The 24,823-nt window shown below is 51.3% G+C and carries 16 protein-coding genes; 3 read left to right on the forward strand and 13 right to left on the reverse strand.

Features of this window, described 5'->3' with window-relative positions; all coding sequences use genetic code 11:
- Positions 1-28 precede the first annotated feature (28 nt).
- Positions 29-886 (forward strand): nucleoside triphosphate pyrophosphohydrolase, encoded by an 858-nt coding sequence (gene mazG, locus ACZA91_RS03405; RefSeq protein ID WP_463184677.1) that lies wholly within the window; start codon positions 29-31, stop codon positions 884-886.
- A 251-nt stretch (positions 887-1,137) separates the two neighbouring features.
- The gene (locus ACZA91_RS03410; RefSeq protein WP_143473140.1) at positions 1,138-1,395 is read left to right on the forward strand and encodes a hypothetical protein; all 258 of its coding nucleotides are present in this window, start codon (positions 1,138-1,140) and stop codon (positions 1,393-1,395) included.
- Positions 1,396-1,422: 27 nt separating this feature from the next.
- On the opposite strand, the gene gshB is transcribed toward ACZA91_RS03410, so the two are convergent.
- From gshB to ACZA91_RS03440, 6 genes are all read right to left on the reverse strand, one after another.
- Entirely contained in the window at positions 1,423-2,394 is a 972-nt protein-coding gene (gene gshB / locus ACZA91_RS03415; RefSeq protein ID WP_463184679.1) for a glutathione synthase, read from the reverse strand.
- A 96-nt stretch (positions 2,395-2,490) separates the two neighbouring features.
- Positions 2,491-8,166: a glycosyltransferase gene (locus ACZA91_RS03420; RefSeq protein ID WP_463184681.1), complete on the reverse strand. Its 5,676-nt coding sequence runs from the start codon at positions 8,164-8,166 to the stop codon at positions 2,491-2,493.
- Between the two features lie 133 nt (positions 8,167-8,299).
- Positions 8,300-9,550, reverse strand: coding sequence for a CmcI family methyltransferase (locus tag ACZA91_RS03425; RefSeq protein WP_463184683.1), 1,251 nt, complete (start codon positions 9,548-9,550; stop codon positions 8,300-8,302).
- A 26-nt stretch (positions 9,551-9,576) separates the two neighbouring features.
- On the reverse strand, positions 9,577-12,978 hold the full coding sequence (locus ACZA91_RS03430; protein ID WP_463184684.1) for a glycosyltransferase: 3,402 nt from the start codon (positions 12,976-12,978) through the stop codon (positions 9,577-9,579).
- A gap of 34 nt (positions 12,979-13,012) precedes the next feature.
- Positions 13,013-13,915: a glycosyltransferase family 2 protein gene (locus ACZA91_RS03435; RefSeq protein ID WP_463184686.1), complete on the reverse strand. Its 903-nt coding sequence runs from the start codon at positions 13,913-13,915 to the stop codon at positions 13,013-13,015.
- A 240-nt stretch (positions 13,916-14,155) separates the two neighbouring features.
- Complete coding sequence (locus ACZA91_RS03440) at positions 14,156-15,331, reverse strand: hypothetical protein (protein WP_463184687.1); 1,176 nt, start codon at positions 15,329-15,331, stop codon at positions 14,156-14,158.
- Positions 15,332-15,856: 525 nt separating this feature from the next.
- Between ACZA91_RS03440 and ACZA91_RS03445 the strand changes: the two genes are divergently transcribed.
- The gene (locus ACZA91_RS03445; RefSeq protein WP_463184688.1) at positions 15,857-16,570 is read left to right on the forward strand and encodes an IS1 family transposase; all 714 of its coding nucleotides are present in this window, start codon (positions 15,857-15,859) and stop codon (positions 16,568-16,570) included.
- A gap of 21 nt (positions 16,571-16,591) precedes the next feature.
- Here the strand turns inward: ACZA91_RS03445 and ACZA91_RS03450 are convergent, their stop codons facing one another.
- The 7 genes from ACZA91_RS03450 to hisH all read right to left on the reverse strand — a co-directional run bounded on the left by ACZA91_RS03450 (position 16,592) and on the right by hisH (position 24,814).
- Positions 16,592-18,448: an asparagine synthetase B family protein gene (locus ACZA91_RS03450; protein WP_463184690.1), complete on the reverse strand. Its 1,857-nt coding sequence runs from the start codon at positions 18,446-18,448 to the stop codon at positions 16,592-16,594.
- A gap of 15 nt (positions 18,449-18,463) precedes the next feature.
- Positions 18,464-19,243 (reverse strand): class I SAM-dependent methyltransferase, encoded by a 780-nt coding sequence (locus tag ACZA91_RS03455; protein WP_463184691.1) that lies wholly within the window; start codon positions 19,241-19,243, stop codon positions 18,464-18,466.
- A gap of 75 nt (positions 19,244-19,318) precedes the next feature.
- Complete coding sequence (locus tag ACZA91_RS03460) at positions 19,319-20,050, reverse strand: class I SAM-dependent methyltransferase (protein WP_463184693.1); 732 nt, start codon at positions 20,048-20,050, stop codon at positions 19,319-19,321.
- The gene (locus ACZA91_RS03465; protein WP_463184694.1) at positions 20,047-20,946 is read right to left on the reverse strand and encodes a class I SAM-dependent methyltransferase; all 900 of its coding nucleotides are present in this window, start codon (positions 20,944-20,946) and stop codon (positions 20,047-20,049) included. The genes ACZA91_RS03460 and ACZA91_RS03465 overlap by 4 nt, the downstream gene beginning before the upstream one ends.
- 18 nt (positions 20,947-20,964) lie before the next feature.
- Positions 20,965-22,062 (reverse strand): methyltransferase domain-containing protein, encoded by a 1,098-nt coding sequence (locus ACZA91_RS03470; protein ID WP_463184697.1) that lies wholly within the window; start codon positions 22,060-22,062, stop codon positions 20,965-20,967.
- 3 nt (positions 22,063-22,065) lie between these two features.
- Positions 22,066-24,108, reverse strand: coding sequence for an N-acetyl sugar amidotransferase (locus ACZA91_RS03475; protein ID WP_463184698.1), 2,043 nt, complete (start codon positions 24,106-24,108; stop codon positions 22,066-22,068).
- Between the two features lie 55 nt (positions 24,109-24,163).
- Positions 24,164-24,814, reverse strand: a complete 651-nt coding sequence (gene hisH / locus ACZA91_RS03480) for an imidazole glycerol phosphate synthase subunit HisH (protein WP_463184700.1) — start codon at positions 24,812-24,814, stop codon at positions 24,164-24,166.
- Positions 24,815-24,823 lie beyond the last annotated feature (9 nt).

Below are 24,823 nucleotides of genomic sequence, written 5' to 3' on the forward strand. Positions count from 1 at the left end.
TCGATGCATAGCAGATGCATGGTTGCCTATGTCTTCGCTCGATCGCCCGTCTGAAATCCTGACAGCCTTGCAACGTTTGATCGATGTGGTGGCCCAGTTGCGCGATCCGGTGCGGGGCTGTCCTTGGGATTTGGCACAAACGCCCGAAAGCCTCGTGCCTTACATCCTGGAAGAAGCTTACGAAACCGTGACCGCAATTCGCAGTGGCGATCGCGCGGAAACGGTGGAGGAATTGGGCGATTTATTGCTTCAGGTGGTGTTGCAAGCGCAACTGGCCAGTGAGGCGGGGGATTTTGATTTGGGGCAGGTGGCCAACGGCATTGCCGATAAGTTGGTGCGTCGTCATCCCCACGTATTTGGCGAGGCTGAGGCCACCGATGCGGCGGCGGTGCATCGTCAATGGGAACAGATTAAGGCTGCGGAAAAGGGGGAGCCGATCGACCAACCGCCCCCCCTCAGCGCCAAACTCGATCGCTATGTCAACCGCTTGCCGCCCTTGATGGCAGCCCTGAAGATGTCGGAAAAGGCAGCGGAGGCGGGCTTCGAGTGGGACAGCCTGGAGGGGGTTTGGGAGAAATTTCACGAGGAGTTAGCGGAGCTGCAAGGGGCGATCGCCCAAGGCGACCCGGAACACCAGGCCTCGGAATTGGGCGATTTGCTGTTCACGGTAGTGCAATTGGCACGCTGGCAGGGCATTGACCCCTCGGCGGCGCTCCATGGAACCAATCAGCGATTTGTGCAGCGGTTGCGAATGATGGAGGCCCTGAGCGATCGCCCCTTGGAACAGTACAGCCTTGAAACCTTGGAAGCCCTTTGGCAGAAAGCGAAGGCTCAATTGGGCCAAGGATCCGGTCAAGGATCAAGTGCTCAGAATCAGGAATTTTAATTTCCCGCTTGAGTTCAGCAACTGTCCGTTGGGGCCGCTGCCATTCACAAAATCTAGAGCCAAAAATCTAAAGCCAATCTGAAGTTATGGCCGGGATCACCGGAAGCGTCATGATCAGGGCGGGCGATTCCTGAAACCCATGGCAGCATGAGGATGTGGCCCCGATCGCGCGAAGGCGAGGCCACCCTCGCGGCCCCAAGCGGGCCTCGGGGAGCTGTTTCGCCAGTGTGAGTTCCGCACTGCTCTTGGTCATGTCCTACCATGTTTCCCTCCTCGGCCCCGTCAGCGGCCAAATTCAGCGCTGTTCCGACTTAGATGGTTGGGTTCCTGAACCCGGCGATCGGTGGCAAAGTTTCCGTTGGGATCGACGTACCCTCCGTCAATTGAGCGATCCGAACCTGGGCCGGCAACAGTGGCTTCAATGGCTGGGCCACGCGGAGGTGGCCACAGCGGAAGCCGTGAAGAGCTTGATGGTGTTGGAAGGCTGGGATCGCTGCCAGCATCCCTAATTCGCTAGGGGTTGGGCCGATGCGGCCTTACTGGGTCGGGGAATTTTGGGCTAACCAATCCAAAACCCGATCGCCCAAACGCACCCCGTCGAGCCGATCAATCTCGCGCATTCCCGTGGGGCTGGTGACGTTCACTTCAGTTAAGTAGCCGCCGATTACGTCAATGCCCACAAAGATCAACCCGTCGCGCTGGAGGGTGGGGGCCAAGGCGGCCGCAATTTCCCGATCGCGATCGGTCACGGCCACCTTCACGGCCGCCCCGCCCACGGCCATGTTGCCGCGAAACTCACTGCCGGTGGGAACCCGATTCACCGCCCCGATCGGCTCGCCATTCAACAAAATCACCCGTTTATCGCCGGCCTTGGCTTCCGGCAAAAACTGCTGCACCATCACCGGTAATTGACCCCGCTGGGTGCTGATTTCCACTAGCGAATTGAAGTTGCGATCGCCCGGCTCCAGGAACAAAATGCCCTCGCCCGCTTTGCCGCCCAGGGGTTTCAACACCGCCGCGCCCCGCCGCTCCACAAACGCCCGAATGATTTCCCGATCGCTGGTGACGATCGTTTCGGGAATTACCGAAGTGAATTGCAGGGCATACATTTTCTCATTGGCAGCCCGAATCCCGCTGGGGCGGTTAATGACCAGGGTTTTAGCCGGATTGACATAATCCAGCAGATAGGTGGCGTAAAGATAGGGCACGGTCACGGGCGGATCGGTGCGCATAAAAACCGCATCCATGGCCTCCAGAGGCTGCCACAGCGCTTCACCCAAGCTGAACCAGTCCTCAACGGCTAACCAGCGTCCTTCGCCCAGGGTCACGGGGGCCAAGGTGACCGGCAACAGCTTGGCCCAGGCCTGGGAATCCCGCACACTCAGATCCGTGGCTTGGGTAATGAAAACCTGGTGGCCCGCCAGTTGGGCCGTTTCCATCAGGGCAACGCTGGTGTCGTGGGTCGGATCCAGTCGTTCGATCGGGTCAATGATAAAAGCCAGTTTCACGAGGTGCTCCCGAATGTTGATTGACGAAGGGCGCTCAAGAATCTGGGTTCAAGAGCAGTTGTGAGTCCAGGGTTGCGATCGCCGTTTCCAAATCTCCTAGCGGGCCCCTAGCTCGCCCCGTTGCCAAGCGGCAAACAGTTGCTCAAAGGCTAGCCCCATCAGTGTTGAATAGCGGCGACTGTCAAAGAAAACCGGGTTGGCCGCCATGGCCCGCCGGATGCGATCGCTCAAGGCCTGCCGCCAGTCGCGGTTTTTAGCCAACCGCACCGCCAATTGCAGATAGTCCGCCTCATCGGCCGCAATCAGCTCCGGAATTCGCAGCGATTGCAACAGGGCCGAGGCCATCCGCGATCGGAACGCCACCCCTTCCACCACCACGGGCGGCATTCCCACCAGCAACGGATCGATCGTGGAATTCACCCCCGCAAAGGGGAACGAATCCAAATAAACATCCCCCAGCTTCAGGCACTCGCGAATGTCGGCCATGGTGGGCAAGGGATTCAAAATCACTAGGCGCTGCGGATCCACACCCACGGCGGCCAAGTCCGATCGGAACCGATCGATGAACGGTTGCGCGGGATAATTTTGCCCCCAATTGGGATTGAACGGATAGAGCACCAGCACCGAATCCGCCACCTGTGCCAGCAGTTTCACCCACACCGATCGCAACTCCGGCACAATTTTGTTGAAATTGGCCCCGGACATATAAACCGTGGTTTGATCCGTAGCTCCCCAGGAAGCCCGCGAGGGTTGAATCGTCGCCGTTTGGGGCAACACATCATAGTTAAAGGCATGGGCCGGCCCCTCAAGCGCCAACAGCTTTTCCGTGTAGCGGGTTTGGGCATCGGTGGTCTCCGTCAGCGACCCGGAAATATAGGCATCCACATGGGTCATTCCCGTGGTGACCGGTGCTGAGGTGGACATCACCTGCACTCGGGCCAGGCGCTGCACCGCCAACACCGTGATCGGATTGGTCACCATGGTGACGTTCGTGCCAATCAGCAGCAAATCCAGGTCATCGGCCCGCATCCGGGCCGTCTGTTGGGCCAAGCTTCCTTGCAAATGCACAAACTGATCGGCGCGGCTGGCGCAATATTGCTCTAGGGGATGACCGGTGGCAAAGACGCTATAGAGAATGATCTCAAAGCGCGATCGATCTAAATATTCAAAGGCGGGCAGGGTGGTGAAGGTTTCCGTTTGGGGCGTGAAGTGATCCTTCAAAATCCCCACCCGCAGCTTTTGCCGCTGGGGATCCCTGGGCCCAAACCGATAATCGACCACTTCGCCCTGATCCTTCAGGGTTTTTGCAATCAGGAACGCTCGCTTGCGATAGATATCCGTTGGGCTGTCGGCGGTGAAATACAGAGGTGTGAAAGTGCCGCGATAGGCCAGCCAGCGGGCCAGTTTTTGGGAAACCTCATCTTCAGGGCGCGTTTCGTTGGTGCGATAGACCTGGTTAGTCCAACGGGTGATGTGTTGGGCAAAGCGATCGGCATCGCCCACCTCTTGGAAATAGAGGGGGGCTTCCTGCATGTAGAGGGCATAGGCCTCTAGGAACCATTGGGGCAAGTAAATCGCGCCATATTCCAAGGGCAGTTGATAAGCCCGGCAATACATCATCAGGATGATGAAGTTGCGAAGCTGGCTCAGGGTTTTGATGCCCCCCTGGAGGCTGCTGATCAGGGGTTCAATGAACGATCGCTCGTCAGCGGTCCAGGGTTCGTAGCGCAAGTCTGTTTCCACCAGGGCCTTGTTCGCTTGACCCAATCGGGCCAGGTAGGCCTCATCAAGGCGATCGAACGGAATTCGCAACCATTGTTCCGCCAATTGGCGACGGGCATTCCGCAACCGTTCAATCACCTTGGGATCGGTGGAATGCTGACGATAGGCGGCCACGGCCTGTTTCACCTCGTTCACCAAGGGCACAAACAGCACCACCATGGAAGCCAGAGGGGTAATGTCCCGAACTAGGGCTTGGGTCTCCTCGGTTGTGGCAGTTGTGGTGGTTGTGACCAAGGGGGCGATCGGGGCCGGATCCACCGAAACGGTTGAGTCCGGGGCCGCGGGAGCCGTTTGCAACAGACAGTCAATGACGGCCGATCGGGTTTCGATCGAGTCCTCACAACGGAGCGCTTCCCGCAGTTGCGCGATCGCCGTTTCCCAGTCGGCCCGCTTCAGGCTGTCTTGGGCCACCCCGATCGCGTATTGGGCATAGTACTGCAAGGCACGGCGAGCCAGGCGATCGCGCCGATCAGTGGGGAGATAGGCTCGGGCCAGGTCAATGGCGCGGCGAGTGTCGGCAATGTTGGCCCCAGTGCGGGTGAGTTTGGAGGTGGTGGAACCGTCATGCCGCCGAAACACCGCCAAGGGTTCTGGCTCAAACCACAGACCCCAGCGACTGGCTAGGCGCTGCCACATTTCCCAATCGGCCGCCGAAGCCGCCGCCGGGTCAAACCCTCCCAATTCCTCATAGGCCGCGCGGCGCACCACCATGGCGGAAAATTGCACCCGTTGGCGCTGGGCAATCCGATCAACCCAATCACTCACGGGCCCGGCCGTTTCCCGCTCCAGTTCAGAAGTCCAAACAATTCGCCCCTGGTGATCGATGTGGTGATGCCGACAGAGCACCATGCCCACCCGATCGCCCGCCTGCTCGATCGCCCGGGTCATCCGCTCCACAAATCCCGGCAGCAACCCATCATCCTGGTGCAACAACAACACCCACTGGCCAGACGATCGACTCAAACAATCCTGCCAATTGCCTAGCAGTCCTCGATTTTTTGGCTGACGGGTATACAGCACCCGATCGCCCGCCACCCGCTGCACGATCGCCCGCACATCCACCCGATCGGACGCATCATCCAACACCTCGATCTGCATTCGATCGGCCGGCAGGGCCTGATCCAACACACTTTGCAGCGCCAAGGCCAATTGCTGCGGATCGGGGTTATAAACCGGCAACATCACCGACCACAGGGGCCGCTCCGTTCCCGCCGGAACTGGAGCCAGGCGCGGCCGCTCGGATTTCAGCAGCCGATCCATATGCTTGGTCATTGCCTGAGCAATTTGTTGCGATCGGGAATGGAGCTGATCAAACCAGGGAGCCGCCACCAGTTTGTGATAAAACCGGCGAGCATCGGTTTCCAACTCTTTCTCCGCCGAATTGAGCTGGGTCACCTGCTGGGCATGGATCCGCCGACTGGACAGGGGACGCGCAATAAAGCCCACCTTGTACTTGGCCAACAGCCGCAACCAAAGATCCAAATCCACCAATTGCTTCAGGGCCGGATCAAAACCACCCACGGCCAACAGGGCATCGGTACGCACCAACACCGCGCTCGGTTCGCCAATTTTGTTGATTTGCCCCACCTTTTCCACGGGATCCACCGGATCCTGAAACAGCTTTTTCAGCTTGTCCAGCTTGGTCGGATCCGTGGGAGCCAGCAGCAAGCGCGGATCTCGCAGTAGGTCTACCCCCGGTTGCACCGCCTGCAAGTGCGACCAACCATGGTGCAAGTTTTCACTGCCGGCCGCCAACCGTTGGGAAGCGGGATCCTGGGCCGCCGACGGATCCAGCAACAAGCGCCGGGGGGCAAACACCAGGGCAATTTCCGGATCGCTTTCCGCCAAGGCCACCATGGCCTTCAGACAGTCGCGATCGAGCAAATCATCCTGGTGCAAAAACTTCAGATATTTGCCCCGCGCAAATTCCGCACAGTGGTTCCAGTTGGCCACCATGCCCGCCTGCGGCCCCGCCACCAGTTGAATTCGTTGGGGATCCTGAGCCGCTGCGGCTTGAAGTTGCTCGATCGTCCCATCGGTAGAACCATCGTCACTGACAAACACTTCCAAGTGGGGATAGCTCTGCTGGAGCGCACTGGCCAGGGCTTCATCAACATAGTGCCGTCCGTTATAGGTGGGAATGGCGATCGTGACGAGGGGCTGTTGGCTATGGATGGTTTGGGCTTGCAACCGTTCGTAGTCCCGGCGAAATCCCGGGCGATCGAGCAACCCGGCCAGGGCGGGACTATAGCAAAGGTCATAGCGCAACTGGAGATCCCACTTGGTTTCCAAAACCCGCAATGCATCCTGGCGCTGGGTTTCCGGATCCGTGAGCTGATGTTGCCAAGCTAGGGGGTGGTGCTGGCGCAGGCGCGATTCGGGCACAAAGATATGGCGATAGCCGGCCGATCGCAACTTCAAACAGAAATCCAAATCCGCCGCAAAAATGCCCAAACGCGGATCCACACCACCCACCCGCGCCCAGGTTGATCGGCGGCAACACATCCCCGTCCAGCGCAAGGCCGAAACATTATTGGCCAAGTCCGTATGGGCTAAGTTGGCGTAGTTAGAGACCTTGGTATCCAAACCCTGATAGAGACAAAGCCCCTCGGGATTGAGGCCCAAGGTCAGGCCCGCCTGTTCAATTTGCTGCTCTGGATCCAGCACCATGGGGCCAGCTACACCAATGCGCGATCGCTGAACCTGTTCCACCAGACGAGTTAACCAAGCGGTTCCCATCGGCTCCATGCCATCTTCCCAAAACACCAGATAATCGCCCCGGGCCTGTTGCGCCGCGTGATTGGCAGCAGCAGCCCAATTGAAATCCTCACAGAGCACAACCCGCAGTCGATCGGTTCCCAACTGGGTTTGCCACCGTTGCAACACCTGCAAAAGGCCCGGCTCCGGTTGGGTGGTTCCCAACACGGCCAGCACCTCATAGGGGCCATAGTCCGTGTGGCGAACAATTCCGTTCAGGCAGCGATCGAGGTCGGCGGGGCGATCGCCCACAAAAATCAGCAGGGAAACCAATTTGCGCTCGGCGATTTGGTAGCGCATTCGGTAGTGGCCCGGTCGTTTGGCGATGGTTTCCACTTGCCCCGGTTCCCCGCGCCGCTCGATCGCCTCCCGCAAGGCCTTTTTCGCCGCCTCATAGGCATAGGGCTTGGCTTCGGTGGAACCCGCCGCCGATCCGGAGTGAATCCGCCAGTGATAGAGCACCCGGGGAATGTGATAGACCCGATCGGTCTGCTCCGTAAAGCGCAGGGCTAAGTCATAGTCTTGGCTGCCCTCAAACCCTGCCCGAAATCCACTCACCTGGGTCAAAATCGATCGCCGGTAAACGGTCAAGTGGCAGATATACATCCGCGTCAAAAACGAGTCGGGACACCAGGCTGGCTTACAGGTCGGTTCCGACAAAATCCCCTTTTCATCGATTTTGTCTTCGTCGGTGTAGATCATGTCCGCATCGGGATGCAGTTGCAGCAGCGAGGCCACTTCAAACAGGGCATCCGGCGTAAGCAGATCGTCATGATCCAGCAGGGCAACATATTCACCCGTTGCAATCTCCAGGGCGGAGTTGGAAGCACGGGAAATATGACCGTTTTCAGGGCGGAAGGCGACTTTAATTCGCGGATCGCGCTGTTGATATTGCTCAAGCAGCGGCCGTATGTGGGGCGCGGTGGAGCAATCGTCCGCAATACACAATTCCCAATCGGGATAGACCTGGGCCAACACCGACTTGATCGCCTCAATCAGCAGTTGCTCCGGTGTGTTGTAGGTGGGCATCACAATGCTGATGGTCGGCCGGTAGCGGAATCCTTGCCGCGCCGTGGTGGCCATGCGATCGAGGTCGGCGGCGGTGGGCCGGTTCGCGATCGACCATTGGTGGTAGGTACGCGGCGGGGAATTGTCGGCCATCGGAGTTGCGGGCTGGTTGAGGGTTTGGGGGGCGATCGAGTCGAGAATAACGGTTTTCTGGAGCGGTTCCAACCCAGATCAACGGAGCAGGGCCCCGAATTGATCTAGCAATTGATCTAGCAGTCGAATCACCGCTTCCACCTGCACCCAAAGATCTTCAGGGTTCACCACCATGCGGGCGAATCAACGGCCATTCATCCAGCCGTTAACGCCGCTGCCATGCTTCCAAAGCGGCGGTTACCGCTGGAGCCAACCAATCAGGTAACTGAGGATAGATTCGCTCCCAAACTGAGCGATCAACCGCTGGAATTGGATAGGCGATGGCCACCAATGCCGTCCGGATGGCCGATTCGGGTTCCGGCAAACCACTGCAATATTCCACAAAAGTCAGCAGAAAATCGAGATCGGTTGGCAGGATGGGCCGCTGTCCAAACCGACTCGCCACCAGCCGCTGATAAATTTGTCCGCTGGTGCTTTGCCAGATCACCGGCAAGTCTTCGATCGGCGCTTCCTTCCAGTAATGGGCATAGCGAGAGCGAGCATTACTGAGTTCTGCCAAGGCCCCCCAATGTTCAGGCGATCGCTCGTAAAGATCCAAGCAGCTATCTATCCAGTTCAACCAAAACTCGTCCCATTCTGGCAATCCCGGCTCTCCCAGTTCGCGCGACGGGAATGAAGGGGCGATCGCCCCAGCGGTCGTCCGTTTGCGGAGGAAACCGTTGAGACACCAGGTCATATTCCGTTCATAGAAGTCACAGAAATAGGTGTCAATCTCATATTCATCCCCGCAAACCATCAAGAATTCTTCCAAGGCTTGCAGTGGTTTCCCGGCACTGAGGCTATCTTCCACAATCACATAATCACCCTGCTCCAGCCAGCCGTGGAAAAACTCCAACACCGCAATAGTTGTTCCGTAGGAGTGATCCGCATCCTCAATCACTAACCAAGGGCGCGGTAGGCTGGCCAACCAGTCTGGCGAAAGGGTTTGCCCCAAGTCTCGACCATCCCCTGCCAAAAAGGTCACCTTTGGATGGCTCACATCGGTCACCGGGTTGATGTCGATCGAGTAGATATGCCCATCAATTCCAAAATTATTCAGGTGATCTCCCAACCAGAGAGCGCTTCCCCCGGCAAAGGAGCCAATTTCAAAAATGGTGCGCGGCTTCAGTTCCCAGAGCAGCAGGGAATAGAGCGCCCAATCAAAAGGATTTTTGATGGTCTGAATGCCCCGATAGCTGTAGCTGCGAGCGGCCATCTCGATCGCCACCGCGTCGCTACCCGTCAGGAAGGAGGTTTGGATGGGGCGCACTGAGTCCCAGGGGCGATCGCGCCAGTGGCAAAACCGACCCTCAGCATTCATTAGCCCAGCATTGGGGTCTGGGGCTGACGGTGTAGCAGACTCTGCCCGATCGTTGGCCCCCGATTCGGAGCCAGCTACCTCCGTTAACTCAGGCAATTGAGGACTGCCAGCCTCAGCGTTCCCTAGGAAGTCATTTTTTTTTGAGCCTCGGACTCAAACACCGCCGCGTACAGCGGGAACAGCCAACCGGGCAAACGGGTTGCCGCATCCTTCACCTGCATTTGTCCCGGCGCGTAGTACATCATTGCGCCCAAGAACGCATTCAAACCACCGGGCTGCTCAAAACCGCGCGCTGCTGTTTCTGCCAGCTTCACCAGCAGTTCCCGCTCCCCATCCGTCAACGGCTCCCGTTGGAATCCTGATTTCAGGTACATGCCATAACGGCGGCCCAGTTCACTGTTGAACACAGCCTCCAGTTGAGATGGGGGAACCGTCAGCCAAAACTCAGCCACCCGTTGTCGCAATTGGCGCAGTTCCGCCACCGTTTCCCCATCTTCCGGGTCGATTTCGTAGAGATTGGAGCAGCCCAAGAAGCGGTTCAGAAACACCATGTCCTCCGCCAAATTGGGGGGCTGGCTCACGGCGGGTGGAGCAGCAGCAGTCGGGGCGGCCGTGGGGACGGTTGGTTGCGGGGACGGCACTAAGGGAGCAGTTGTCGCTTGATCCGCTTCAAAAATCCGCTGATAGTCCGGCAGCAACCAAGCCGGTAAGCGATTAGCTGCGTCCCGTACCTGCATTTTGCCCGGTGGCAGATACATCATGATGGCCAACAGCGCATTCAGCCCCGGGTAGCGATCGATTCCCTGACTGATCAACCCCGTCAACTCCTGAACAACGGACTCCTCTTCGGGGCGCAAGGGATAGTTTTGATAGCCACTATCAAGCAGGGCCAAATAGCGGCGACCAAATTCACTCTTGTAAAGAGACTCCAGTTGCTCAAGGGGCGTTTGGGCCCAGATTTGCCCCACCTGCTGACGGATGAGCCGCAGTTCTTCCGCGATCGAGGTTTCTTCGGGGTCGATGTAGTAAAGATTGGCACAGCCTAACAACCGATTCAGGAAGGTCATGTCCTGATGAAGGGGCGCGGTTGCTGAGGTTGGCGGGGCGATCGGCTGTGGAGCACTGGTCGGCTCTACAGTTCCAGGCGGCTCAAAAACCGATTGATAATCCGACAGCAGCCAAGCCGGAAGCTTCACTGGGGCCTGATCAACCTTCATCTTGCCAGCGGGGAGATACAGCATCACCCCCAAGAACGCCTGCAAGCCAACCGGATGTTGAACGGTATACTGACTCACTTGATTAGTGAGAGCTTGAAGGTAGTTGGCTTCTTCACCCGTGAGGGGCTGGGATTGGAAGCCGCTGTGCAGCAAGGCGCGATAGGCTTGGCCCACAGAGCCTTGGTAAAGATCTGGGAGTTGCTCCGCTGGCGCAGCCTTCCAAAGCTCGGCAGTCTGGCGGCGCAGCTCCCGCAGGAGGTTAATCGTGCTTTGATCGTTGGGGTCAAGTCCATACACCCGCGCAACGTTTGTGATGCGATCGCACAGCCACTGGGTGTAGGGATCGGTGGCAGGGGAGGTGGGAATGGAAAGGGCCATAGGGCTGCTGAGTTCGGCTTTTCGGCGCAATAGCTCCTCGAATTTTAGTTCGAGTTGGTCAATCGATCGCTCAATGTCAAATTTGGCAAAGGCTGCTGCTTGTCCTGTGGCGGCCAGGCGCGCCCAACGTTCTGCATCCTGCGGCAAACTGATCAGAGCCTGAGCCAGGGAGATCGCATCACCAGCCGGGAATAACAAGCCACTCACGCCGGATTCAATCACCTCTGAAGCCCCGCCCACCCCTGTGCTCAAGACCGTTAGCCCGGCCGCCATTGCTTCAACCTGTACAATCCCGAAAGCTTCCGGCTGAATCGAAGGGAACACAAAGACATTGTGCTGAGCAAAACAGTCAGCCAGTTGCGATCGATCCAAATGGCCAACCAGGCGCACCCGATGGACTAACCCTGTTTGTTGCAGGTACTGTCGCAGGGCCGCCAAATAATCCGCATGAATTGCATTACCTGCGATCGTGCATTCAAAGTCCATCTGCTGCTGTTGCAGTACGGTCAGGGCTTCCAGCAGGGTGTGGGGCCCCTTGGTTTGAATCACTAACCCAGCGTACAAAATCCGGAGTTTGTCCCGCTGGGGCAGCGTGGGACGGCTAAATTGCCGTACCAGAGCGCCGGGATAAATCGTTGACGTTTCCAGTTGCGTTAACCCTGAATCTCGCACCGCCTGAGCCACGGCCTCGCTAGCGGTGGCCAAGTGATAGAGCGGGTGCTGGGGAGCAAGGGTTGGTGGGTAAGGAACCTGGGCAAAACCCAGGTGATGAATTGTCGGAATTTGTTGTTCTAGCAAAGGCCCAAAAATCGCCGGGCCGAGGAATGAGATATTACCAACCAGGCAAAGATCGGGTTGAACTTGCGCCAAAACCCCGCGCAGGACGCGATCGTTATGGGCCACGATCGCATTGATTTGGTTAGGATCCTGCAACTCTTGGGTTTGACCTTCGTAGGTTCCCCACAGTTGCAAGCGGCGATCAATGCCATCTTCTCGATCTGGTGTGCAACCCAGGTAAGGTGCATCGCTGGTTAGAACATATATGTGGTGACCACGGGATTGCAACCCAGCAGCAAAATCCGCGAGCGAGCGACCATACCCCCCCAGTTCTTGGGGTGGATAGAGATTGGTAATGACAAGAGCACGGCAATGACTAGATAGCTGAGTCTGATATAGGGGTACGTCGTTATAGTGGAAGCCATACTCTGCTTGTACACGGCGCGTTTCGGGTAGAGCAGCCGCGATATTCATGGACAAGCCCTGCTGATTGTTGTAGTACAGTCCTAAAACTTCAGGAATACATACAATCTTCTCGGTTTTGGCAATTCGCAAAACGAACTCGTAGTCACCAGCCGACTTCAAATCTGGCCGGAAGTAACCATACTTTTGGTGTAGAGACGCTCGCCACATCAGGTGAGATCCAAGGTTATAGCCCTGGGCTAACCATTCAGGATTAAAAGTTGTCCAGTTAAAGACGCGATTGGCTTGTGTTGTTTCAAAGGTTTCGTTAGGAATATCCGTAATCAACTGATAGGGATAAACCATTGCGACATCAGGATGCTCATCAAGATAGCGGGCCATTACCTCGATCGCATCTGGTCGGAGCCGATCGTCAACATTTGCATTAATCAGGTATTTTCCCCTAGAAATTGTTACAGCACGATTCCAAGCACGATAGATTGTTTCACGTTTTTTTGTGCGCACATAAATTAAATTATCGAGTAATATAGGATTTTCTGACAGGAATCGGTTCAGAACCTGCTTTTCCTCATCGGGTGAGCTACTATCAATTAAGACAACTTCAGAATACTTTAAAATTGTCTGCTGCTTAATTGACTCCAGAAACCCCCCTAAGAAAGTAGCAGCGCGATAGAGAGAGGTGATAATAGAAATGCTAGGGCTGCATTTTGGGTGTGAATCGGGCTTCATAGTTTTTGGAGATTCAAATTTTATTGAAACTTAGTCAATGACAGATAGTTCCTTTAATTTGAAAGTAATAAAGATACGAATTTTCTTTGTAAATTCGGATGATATCCCTTAATTTAGATTTTGCGACCAGGCGAAGTTCATGAGGATAATCTGGGTTAAATACAATAGAGTCGTAAATTCTAAGTTGTTCATTCAGCATTAGCGAAAGGTTTTGAACATTTGCATGAGTTGCTTGACCTGAGTGAATTCGCCAGTATGATAGACATAAGTCAACATAGCCAATTTTATAGCAAGATGCAATTCTTAGCCACATTTCTATGTCTACGGCTTGCTGTAGTAGAGAGTCAAAATACCCTACTCTATCAAAGACTGATTTTTTTATCAGAACAGTCGTTGGCTCTCCAATTCTTTGACTAATTGGATTTAAAAGTAACAAAGGATCAGTCAGTAATGATACTCCTTCATTTATTCTTTTCAGGTTAGACCAATTTTTGTGAATATTTTGAGCCTCCAAGAGCGCGGCATCCGTCAAACAATGCTGCGATTCCATGATTAGACCGCGTTTAGAGAAAACCAATCCTATGGCTTCATCTTCCATAGCAACTTCCATAAGCTTTTCTACGCAATTAGGCGTGAGTTGATCATCTTGATGAAGGAATTTTATATATTCACCTTTAGACTCCTTAATGCATATATTCCAATTATTCACCATACCAGTTCTAGCGTGCTTAACAACCTTGATTTTGTTTGAATAATTAGACTGAAAGGATGATACGAGCTTTAGACTAGAATCTGTTGAGCCATCATCTACGATCAGTATCTCTAATTCTGGATAAGTCTGTTGCAATGCGCTGACAACAGCACGTGATATGTATTTTTCTCCATTAAAAATAGGAATGCATATAGTGACCACTGGAAGATTGTTCTTTTCCAACATATGAGAATTTTACTGAATTTGATATACCGAATTGAAAACAAACAGAACGACAGAGCTATTGAGGGTTTGTGCGAGGTCTATATTTCGATGCAGCAGAAGCACCTACTCAGCAAAGCTTCTAACAGCTTACCTTCACCATATTACAAAACTGTCGACAACCAATATTTACAACCAACATTTAGGGTTCATAGTGTTGCTCTATAGTGCTTTAAGTAAAGGACTGAACTGAAAAGTTTTCGCTCAAGAGTAATCTTTAGCGAGTTTCCAAGCCCGTCGAGCGAATTGAGCCATTCCCAAAGAATCAAAGATGAAACCTAATCTTAGGTATGCTTGGTAACCCCTTGGATCATTCTTAATTTTATCTCTGATTATGTTGACACTGAGATCGTACAAGTAGTTGTCAAGTATGTCTCCAGGAGCAGATGCTTGTGAACATGAATTGTAGAAGCGTTCTTCAATTGACATGATTTGCATCCTTAGGTCGCGCGGAGATTTGACAAAAGACTCGCCCAGGCAATTTCGTGCCAAAGCTTGCTGATCATCTGATTTCACTTGATCTGGCGCTTGAAAACAGCACTCCCATAGCATCCTAGTTTTTGAGCCTAAATTCAAATTTTCACTCACATCTACATATGAAGTGTGGTCACTTCCTTTCACTGGAACTGGTTTCAGAAAATCTATGCCTGGAATGCCAAAATGTGTACATCCTGCAATGACTGCATAAGGCACAGAAGTTCCTAGCTGATTTGAGCAAGCATATTTATGCATTGAACATAAATGAAATAATCTGAACAGAAACAAAGGGTTCATGGCATGTCCTGCTGAAATAATTTGCATTCCGCGTTCTAAGAATGGTATGTGATGCCCATTGAAGAAGTCTTGCCAATATATGCATACTCTGATTGGATCAATATCATAGTATGCTCTCATTTGATCTAGTTGATGAGCTATTTCGGAAAAGTCACTCAGGTCAGTGACTTCAGGCGTTGAATGTGATGGAAAAAATATTGTTCCATTTTTTTTGGGTTTCCGCTTTATTAGCTTCTTCAGTATCTCTCTGACATATAAAAAAGGTGATGCGAAGCTTTCTAGGTTTTTGACAGACTGGGCATGAGCAATGTGAATAGCTTTCTTGTAGCGTATTAAATCTTCTAAAGAAAAACAAGCAATGCTCGGCAAGGAAACTTCTAGTTCTTTATTCCAAACCTTATTGTTGATTGTTGTTGGCCCATGAGGTATGACAATCTTTAAATTGTGATTGTCTGGAATTCCTGCATATACTTTGTATATCAAATCATTGCCATAGAAGGAGTTCGGCACAAATGCCTCTCTATATTCACTTGATTGCAAAGGATCATAGTTACATAACTTGTCCAGGTTCCATTGATCGGCAAGAGTTTGCTCAAGAGTATGCATGTGAATAGCTTTGGATTCAAAAGAAACTTAGAATCAATCATACAACAGGCGATTTGACACAGGTGATGTATTCGTAGGCTCTCTTCCAAGCTGGGCCGGGTCTCAACAGCCTTGAATTGATTACCTCAGCCACAAGTAGAGATGGTGGTGGCATGAGGAGCCTAGTGAATTAGTCTCAAATCTTGCCAAATTTTTGACGAGGTCGACATTTACGATTTATCGCCCCGGAGAATTAAAACGGAGGTGCTAGCAGCGTTTATCCAGCCCAGTCTATCACCAATCGGCATATGTACTACCTTGAGAAAGAGAAAATTTAGTAGTACCTATTGAGTTGTGGGCAGTGCCTGTGATGTGATGATTTTTGGCGACTGACCACTTGCATCGCAAGGCTTTCACTAACTCATCATTACTGAATCACAGCGCTACCACCGTACCCAGTGATTGCGACAAGGCCTGTATCTAATTTAGGTAGCTCCTGTGAAGTAATGATGCCAGTCTAGAAGTAGTCATTCATCGCTCCAGTTCATGCCTGCTTGTCCTCAATGCCAATCCAGCCACACGGTCAAAAATGGCCGCATCCACAACGGCAAGGAACGCTTTAAATGCAAAGCCTGTGGCCGACAGTTCATTGAGCACCCCACTCAGAAACGAGTCACACCCGAGCAGATTGCGCTCATTGATCGTCTGCTCCTAGAGCGCCTTTCCCAAGCCGCGATTGCGCGGGTCGCACAGGTCTCTGAATCCTGGATTGAATCCTATGTGGCAGTCGAAGCCGGTCGCATCCCTCGCCAGGCGCAAGTGCGCCCTAAAAAAAAGCCGTTTAATCCTGCAACTAGACGAGCTTTGGTCTTTTGTGGGTTCCAAGAAGCAAAAAGTCTGAATCTGGCTAGCACTGGATGCCGTGACTCGCGAGGTTGTTGGGATGGTCATGGGGAATCTTCAGCCCAGTTAGCCCAAAAGCTATGGGAGAGCTTGCCGGGTGTCTATCGCCAATGTGCAGTCTGCTACACCGATTTTTGGGAAGCCTATCGCAGCGTGATTCCCAGAAAACGACATCGGCCTGTGGGCAAAGAAACCGGATTAACGAATTACGTGGAGCGATTGAATAACACCTTGCGTCAGCGGATTAGTCGTTTAGTGCGGCGCACCCTGTCTTTTTCCAAATCCTTGGTCAATCACGAAGCAGCGATTTGGCGATTTATTCACCACTACAATGCCTCATTGCCAGTCGCTTCATAGTCCATCATTACTTCACAGGCACTACCAAGACTTGATCCAGGTTTCCAAGTTAACCAACTGCCACAAGAACATCATATGATTTTTGCTTAGATTGCCAAACTCAACAGCTGACTGATGCTCATTGAGGAGTTTTTCAACCATTAAGGGGTTATAAATTTCACGTGCTCGGAATGCTGATGAATGAATCCAATCCAAGATGTAATCACGCCCGATGCCCGTAAACCAGATATGAGCAGGGGCATTCCACCCCGTTTTCTTAACGCGGAGACGGGTTTCTTCGGGAAGAGTGCCCTGCATGGCCAATCGCAAGAGCCGCTTTGTTACGCCATTCTCAATTTTGAGGGAACCGGAGACACGATACATAAACTCCACAAGACGGTAGTCCAAAAACGGCAGAAAATGACCTAAACCAAAAGCCGTGGTTTGCCTGTCTTCTGCCCGTAAGCAACAAGGCGCAGTCTCGCGAATTAAGTCTTGATAGGTGCGATTTTTTAGATAGCTGCTAAAGGGTTGATCCATTACCGGCTCAAAGTCTGTAATCGCAAAGTAATCCGGATTCAGGGCGGAAATGTACTTTTGCAGACGATCATGATCAGGCAAGCAGCGACCCGCAACAGTTGGATCAGTCAATCTCAAGATGGCTGCGCGTCCAATTTCAGGCGTTTTTTGAAAAATGGGATGGTTGTGATACTCCGACCACTTTGCCAGTTCGTGATCAAGATCCGCTTGCCGATTGGTTAGAGCTAAGTCCGCGAAATGGTAAGGGAAGTATTCGTACTCGCCTGCATTAAGTTCATCGCCTCCTAATCCCCCAAACAGGTTTTGGAATCCCTGTTGTTGAACCTCCCTACACAACAAAAAGTGCGATAGCCAAGTGGCAGTGGCAACTGGCTCATCATGAACCGCAATCATTTGCGCCACTAGCTCGAACACATCAGGCACATCTATTTCGACCGGGTACCACTGTTCAACGCAGGTGTCGAGCATGGAGCGAATTTCATCGGACTCATCGTAAGTTTTGTCGCGATAGACCGTCGAAAAGGCGTGTTGACGCTGACCAGTTGATCGGACAGCGCAGGCTAGCACCGACGAAGAGTCCAGCCCGCCGGAGAGCGTAAATGCAGGCTGATGTGCAACGCTTAGGCGTAGTTGTACCGAGTTCATTAATAGTTCACGGTAACGCTCTGCTAGTACAGAAGCTGCTTCATCCCAGTCGGGTAAATTTTCGAGTTTCCAATACTGGTCTAGATGGACTTGTCCCCGGTGATACCGAAGCACATGAGCAGCGGGTAACTGGCTAATTTGATCATAAGGGGAGGAATGAGGATCGTTGTCAAAAGTTCGATAATGGGAGGCAGCGAATAGGGCAACAAAGCGCCGATTGACACCAGAATCAACGCATGGCAAAGCCAAGAGAGAACGTGGTCTGGAAGCAAAAGCGAATTGATCGAACTGGTGCCAGTAATACAGCGGTCGAACGCCTAAACGATCCCGCCCAAGCCACAGCTCATTTGTGGCGTGGTCATGCAAAGCAATTGCAAAGTCTCCATTGAGACGTTGAACTGTTTCTACAAAACCGTACTTGGCATATAGATCTGCGATCAATTCAGCATCACTTCGGTTGCCAGCCCAGTCGTCATGGTTATAAATATGGCCATCTAAGACAACCGATACACGGTCTCTATTAGCCACCTTTCCGTTGGTGCTGCCTGTCCAGCCTAGGGCGATCATTTCAGCCTGCAAGGACTCAACACGCCAAGGATCTCGATGTTCGGAATAACCAAAGACGGCTCCATCAAGCATGAGCTGGAGCTTGTGTGCAATTTGTCCGGATTCAAACTGAGACTTGGGTGCAGCTAGACCGACAACACGCGACATAATTCAGAAATTAAACTAGGCGAATTTACGAGCTTTGAAGTGACACCAAGGCTGGAAAAGTGTACCGCGAAAAAGTAGTCGCTCGCCATCTTGTGTTGTAATAGTATAACTATTCAGCGACTCGAAGTCATTTCCATCAGACGTCTTCGGTCTACCTTTTTCTAAGTCAATAGGAATTGAAAAAGGTTTGAATTCTAAATTCCCAAAACCTGAACTCTCCATGGCAACTTGAACTCTTGAAAACGGGCGAAAATGCAGATCAAGTCCAGCTGGATGAGAGTCCGAAACTTCATTGATCCTCAAACTTTGAGGATAGGGATGGCAAAAGTCAAAACCAATTAACCAACCTCCCGGCTTCAAGACTTTTGAAACACTTAATAATGCCTGATCATACTCGTTTTCTGACATCATGTACAGAACAGCGTTGACAACCACAAAATCGAATTTACATCTATCATCAAGTTCCAGAATGTCCATTACCGAAAAAGTAATGTGCTTTAGTTTTTGATCGGTTTTGCACTTTTCAATGATGAAGGGCGCAGCATCACCGCCTACTAGTTCCAACGTTGGAATCGCTTGGCTCAAATGAAACAAAAAATTGCCAGTAGAGCAACCAATGTCAAGAAGTTTTTGAGAGCTGTCAGCGCTTTCGATAGACAACAATTCTTCTACTAAGCTGATAGTCACCTTGTCGCGCTCTGGGATCGTGTTTGAGTAACGTTCTTGATAGTCAGCATACTTGCCCTGAAAAGAATCATCTGATACGTAGTCTTCATACGAAAATTTATCATTCATGATCCTATCCTCTGAAAAGATGGTAATGTACTTGTTAGGGGTTATCAAATAGAGCCGCTCCAGCCTTTGGATTGCCTACGATCCTAGAGCTAGTATGAATTTCCAATGATGAGCATAATCAATAACAAGCTCTGGACTCCCCTGTGTGCGGCGATCAACTTCAATAGTAGCTCTAAAACCATAAGCTTCAATAAATCTTATTAGCTCTTCCTGGTTATAGGTATTGACATAAACATTCAAATCGAACTCTTTGTCCAGATATTTGTCTTTTACATAAAGATATTGACTTGGCGCTTCTCGCATTGATTCTCGAAGAATAACCGTCTTACGAGCGCATTGGAGAAGGCGTTCTAGAGGGCGATGAAAATTTTCAATATTCGACAACACATTGATGCAAACGATATGATCAACACTTCTGTGTTTACCTTTTGCAATTAAGTCTTCGATTCGGAGAACCTGGAGACGCTCTGGCCGTAGCCCATAGGCTGTCATAGTCTGCCGACCGATGCGAATTAAGGAAGGTGAAGCGTCGATACCATAGTAGTCCACTGGAATTTGTTGCCTTTCTAGCGCGTGAAAAAAATAGCCGCCACCACACCCCACATCTAGTAGTGTATCCCCTGGTGTAACGTGGGCAGCCAATAGATCGACAGCTTGAGCATGGCAAGTCATTTCTTCAACTTCTAGGCGACAGCGCCGCGCATACAGATCGTGTACAATCGCACTGTGTTCCCAAATGCAGTAATGATTCCAGCCATCTGGACGAACGGGAAAATCATCGGGCCAGTCTGAGTAAGCTTCGATCACTGTCTCTGCCCCACTAACAAAAACGCGGATGCCATAAAGTAACCCCGCCAATTGGTTGGGTCTTCCATGGCTAGACTCTGTTCTCGGAAAAAGATTGGCATGGCATCTTCCAGCATAGGAGGAAGACAGTGGAAATGGTAGAACAGAACTTTAACTTCAGTAAAACCAGTTGCCGCAAATTGTTCCTTGAGAACAAGTGGATTATGAGTTCTAGACAGGATACGATCATAACCTGGTTCGTCGGATTTACCTTCACGAACCGGCGGTAAATCCATACGAAACTGCTGCTGTAGACTGCTAAGAACCTTATCGAGTCGACCATCAGGCGCAATTGTCTGTGGCTGAATCAGCGTTTCAATCAAGAATTGGTAAGAATAGCGATTGAGCGTAAACAGGGCGAATAATTGGTTCCGTGCTTCAACAATAACTGTTCCCCCTGGTTTCACAGCTGCGTGGAGATTTTGAAAAACCTCTACATCAGAGTTGGGTGGGACATGCGGGAGCACTCCAATGCAAAGAGCTGCATCAAAAACATTTGGGTGATCGACAATCGGAGATTTAAACGAGGATGCTGATAATACGCTACCTTCCCAAAGGCGATCAGCTGCCAACCCTTTTGCTTCAAATACACGCTTTCCCTCTGCAATCATCTCAGGGGTAAGATCGAAACCATACAGATCAAATCTAATAGGATCCAGGTCTCGCAGAAATGATGCTGAACCACAGCCTGCATCCAAGATAGTTTTCGCCCCTGATTTGTACAGCAACTGCTTAATCAAGTCGCGATGGACAGGCGGATAGGCTGCCTTGGAACCGTAGTACTCATCGTAGTAAGTCTCACCCCAGGTTGAGTAACAAGCTTTAATGGATGCTTCTGGATCAACAAACTGACTCATTATGTTTAGATAATTGGTTTAAGAGCGGTGGTTATCGCGATTTTTTTTGGCGACCAACCACAAGTGAGAAGACAACCCGTTTTCTGCTAAAAATTTTTGGAATGGCCAACCAATCTGATCCCATTCCTCGATGAGAACTCGATGTAAAAATGGGTTATCAGACAAATCAATTTGCCCATTACGGGCGGCAGTTCGCACCAATTCAGCATCTAATCGCCCAGGTGTACTCACCTCTCGTACTTGGAAGCCATGTTGTTCAACTAAATGGGTTAGTGAATGTGGGTTAAACAAATTAACATGTTCCGGATCGACGGCCAAGGACTTAGCACCCAAAACGGAAATGTCAAACCCGCGTCCATTGGGGCAGGAAAGAACTAACAGTCCTCCCTCTTTTACTCGCCGAGAACACTGTTGTAGGAAAAGGGATGGATTGAATAGGTGCTCGATTACCTCGAAGGAAACTACTATTTCGACTTCACCAATTTCTCTATCTATATCCTCGACTCGTTTTTCGATGGTCTTGACACCTCGATCTCGACAAGCTTGGGCCAATTCCGGTGTTGGTTCTACGACAATTACCTCATCAAATCGCTTTGATGAAGCTGCTAGTGCAGCAAATGTGCCAAAGCCAGGTCCGATTTCTAAGAGTGTTCCGCGCGGAACTCCAAAGCGATCGCAATAATCGATCACACGCTGCAGCCAAGGTCGATGAATTTTCTCGCGCCTTGAAGCCTCAGAAGCTGGGAAGATATACTTTGCCCAATATTGATAGTTTTCTGAGTGACTGTAGTAGGAGTCCATTACTTCTGGTGAAGGACGAGGACTCATGTAAATGGTGTGACAATGGGAGCAATTAAGGTAATCAAAAGTGTGTTTGGCGAACGCAAAATCGTGGTCTACTGAACCGCAGGCTGGACATGCGATTGTGACAAATTCGCTACGTCTTGCTTGTAAGCGATGAATATCCCGTTCAAAGGCGGCTTCTTGACCTTCCAATAGATCATCAGGGCATAATTCGCTTTCGCTGAGGCGATCGCCAATCTCCAAGTCCGGCTGATTGATTGAGGATAATTTCTCACCCATTTGCGGTTGTAAAGTACCTGTAGTACCTGTCATTGTTTAATCCCAAATATTATCCTTGATCCATTGATTGTTTTCAATACGCCAAACACGGGGATCTCGGAATGTGTCGGCAATTCGGTCAAAGTCTGATTCATTTATCCCAACGTAATCTAACCAGCGAGCTAGATCAGACGACTTGATCGGATCCATCTGGCGGACCAGCTTTAGACCCTGTTCACGGGTCATCAGTCCTGCGCGAATATCCTTGCAAACATGATCAGTGCAACGGCCATAGCCAAACTTAATATACTTTAAATAATCATGTATTCCGTTTTCATGCATGTCATCTAGGTTAGACATGAGTCGATAGGTTCGTTCAAAAGCCACGTCACTAACTTCAAACCCATATTTCTCGACGATTAATTTTCCATGTTCGTTGGCTTCCCAGAACAGGTAATTGCCTAGGTAGATACCTCGTACATCCAAACTAAACAGGTCTTGATCGCTAGGATATTGGTAAGGCAACATGGATTGAGAGGTAATATCCTCTAGTCCAACAAAATAATTCCATTCATAGCCTCGAGCAAAGTGCTCTAACCGATCACGGTAACCCATTTCTGGGAAGTCGTCCATTGAAAATTGACCGCACAGATCGAGATAACCATGTTCACCCCAAATAACTAGGGGAATGCGGTTCTGAACCGCAATGCGAACTGGGACGGTTGTAATACCCACATGAGCGTGCCAGTTCATGTCACCCATAATGATAAAAGCGAGGCGGTTGAGCTTTTTCAAGAGATCAGTGCTAGGACTATAAATAATGTGATCGACCCCAAAGACATCTCGCATTCGCTGTAGGTTACGCCACCCCACTTCTGTATAGTTATTGCCGTTGTAGGTTACCAGTAATGGATTCAGTCCAAACTCATGCTTGATAACATGAACCTGAAAATAGCTATCCTTGCCTCCGCTGACTGCAATGACGCAATCGTACCGGCTCCCGTCACGACAACGATAGCGATCAAGTAAATCACCTAGTAACTCACGACGGCGCTGCCACTCCTGGGAAGTAATTGCTGCCTTTACCTCAGCCATGCGACAGCCCATGCATACTCCTTGGTCGTCAAACTCCATGGGGGCAGCACTGAGAGATGGGTATACGCAGCGGGTACACCAGCGAACTGAACCTTGCTGACTGGCTTGGTATTTCTGGAGATCAACTACTGCATGTAAACGACTCAGAGCTTTCGCCTTTTCTTCTTGTGTGTATTTAGGTTCTCGTTGCAACCAACGCCCTGATAGGTCAATCGGACGCATTGGAATGCCTGACTCTAAACAAGTCTGCTTAGACCAAGGGTAACTGAGTTCAAAGAAGTGGAAAATATTGGCTGCTGCAACAGCACTGGCTCCTCCTTCCAAAATTCCTGCTGAAAAATGCTCATAGCGACCTACGCCACCGCAAGCAATGACAGGAATGTCGACTGCACTGACAACTCGACGGATTAACTCTAGGTCATACCCAGCTCCAGAACCATCGCGATCAATGGAGTTCAGAAAAATTTCACCTGCCCCTAGATCCGCTACTCGCTTGGCCCAAGCCTGGGGATCTAGCCCAGTCGGTTGTCTACCACCATGGCTATAAACCTCGTAGCGGCCGTCTGGGTGGCGCTGGGCATCGATGCTGATAACGACACACTGGGAACCAAAACGCTGCGCTGCTTCGGTAATGAAGCTTGGCTGCATAATTGCCTGGGTATTGATGATACACTTGTCTGCCCCTGAAAGCAGGCGTAGGCGTATGTCGTCGACAGTGCGGATTCGTCCACCGACTGCTAGCGGCATAAAGCAGATTTCAGAAATCGATTCAATTAGTCCTAGGATAGAGGAATCACGGTAGCGAATGTGCAGGTCGTCTCGCCGCAGATCGTGAAAGTCTTCTGTACTGATATCCAGAAGGATTAACTCGTCTGCATTCCAATCGGAGAAGCGCTGAATCGTACTAATTGGATTGCCAATGGCTTGATGAACTTTAAAAAGCTGACTGCGCACCAACAGTCCATTTTTCAGGAGTAGGCAAGGGATGAGACGAGGGCGCAGCATAGTTTTACCAGTCACTGATTTAAGTATTACAGCACTTAATATGCGAAGTATGAGTTTAGCGCACGTGATCGCGGATGATTTGCCAAAAGGCTTCGAGGAGATCAAGACCTGCATCTTGACTCTTCTCAGGATGAAACTGGACTCCCAATAAGTTGTCTTGGGCGATTGCCGCAGCTATAGGTTGCCCGCCAAAGTCAAGTGTTGCAATCACTGAGTCGGAACAATCACACTGCAAATGATAGCTATGAGCAAAGTAGAAAGTATGCTCGAACAGGCTTGCTTCAAAGGAAAAATATTGAGCATGCTTCTGTGTGACTACAGACTGGACATCGCACCAGCCTATATTAGGGACTCGACTTCGTGTCTTTTGAGGGTCTAGGCGTACCACACGACCCGGCACTAAACCTAGTCCTTCATGGCAGCCAAATTCCTCACTAGAGTTCGCAAGAAGTTGCATGCCTAGACAAATGCCAAGTAGGGGCCTTTGAGCAGTGCGAGCATAGTTTTGCAGGGGCGCGACTAATCTTTTGCGCTGCATGGCAGCCATCCCATCGCGAAAGGCCCCAACTCCAGGCAAAATTACGGCACTAGCGTCCCTAATTGCATCGGGATGATCAACAACTTCCAGATCAGCGCCAATATAGCGAAAAGCTCGCCATACGGAGCGAAGGTTCCCTAAATCAAGATCGATTAACACAGCAGTCATGCGCGAACT

This window comes from Limnothrix sp. CMB-01, assembly GCF_055193175.1.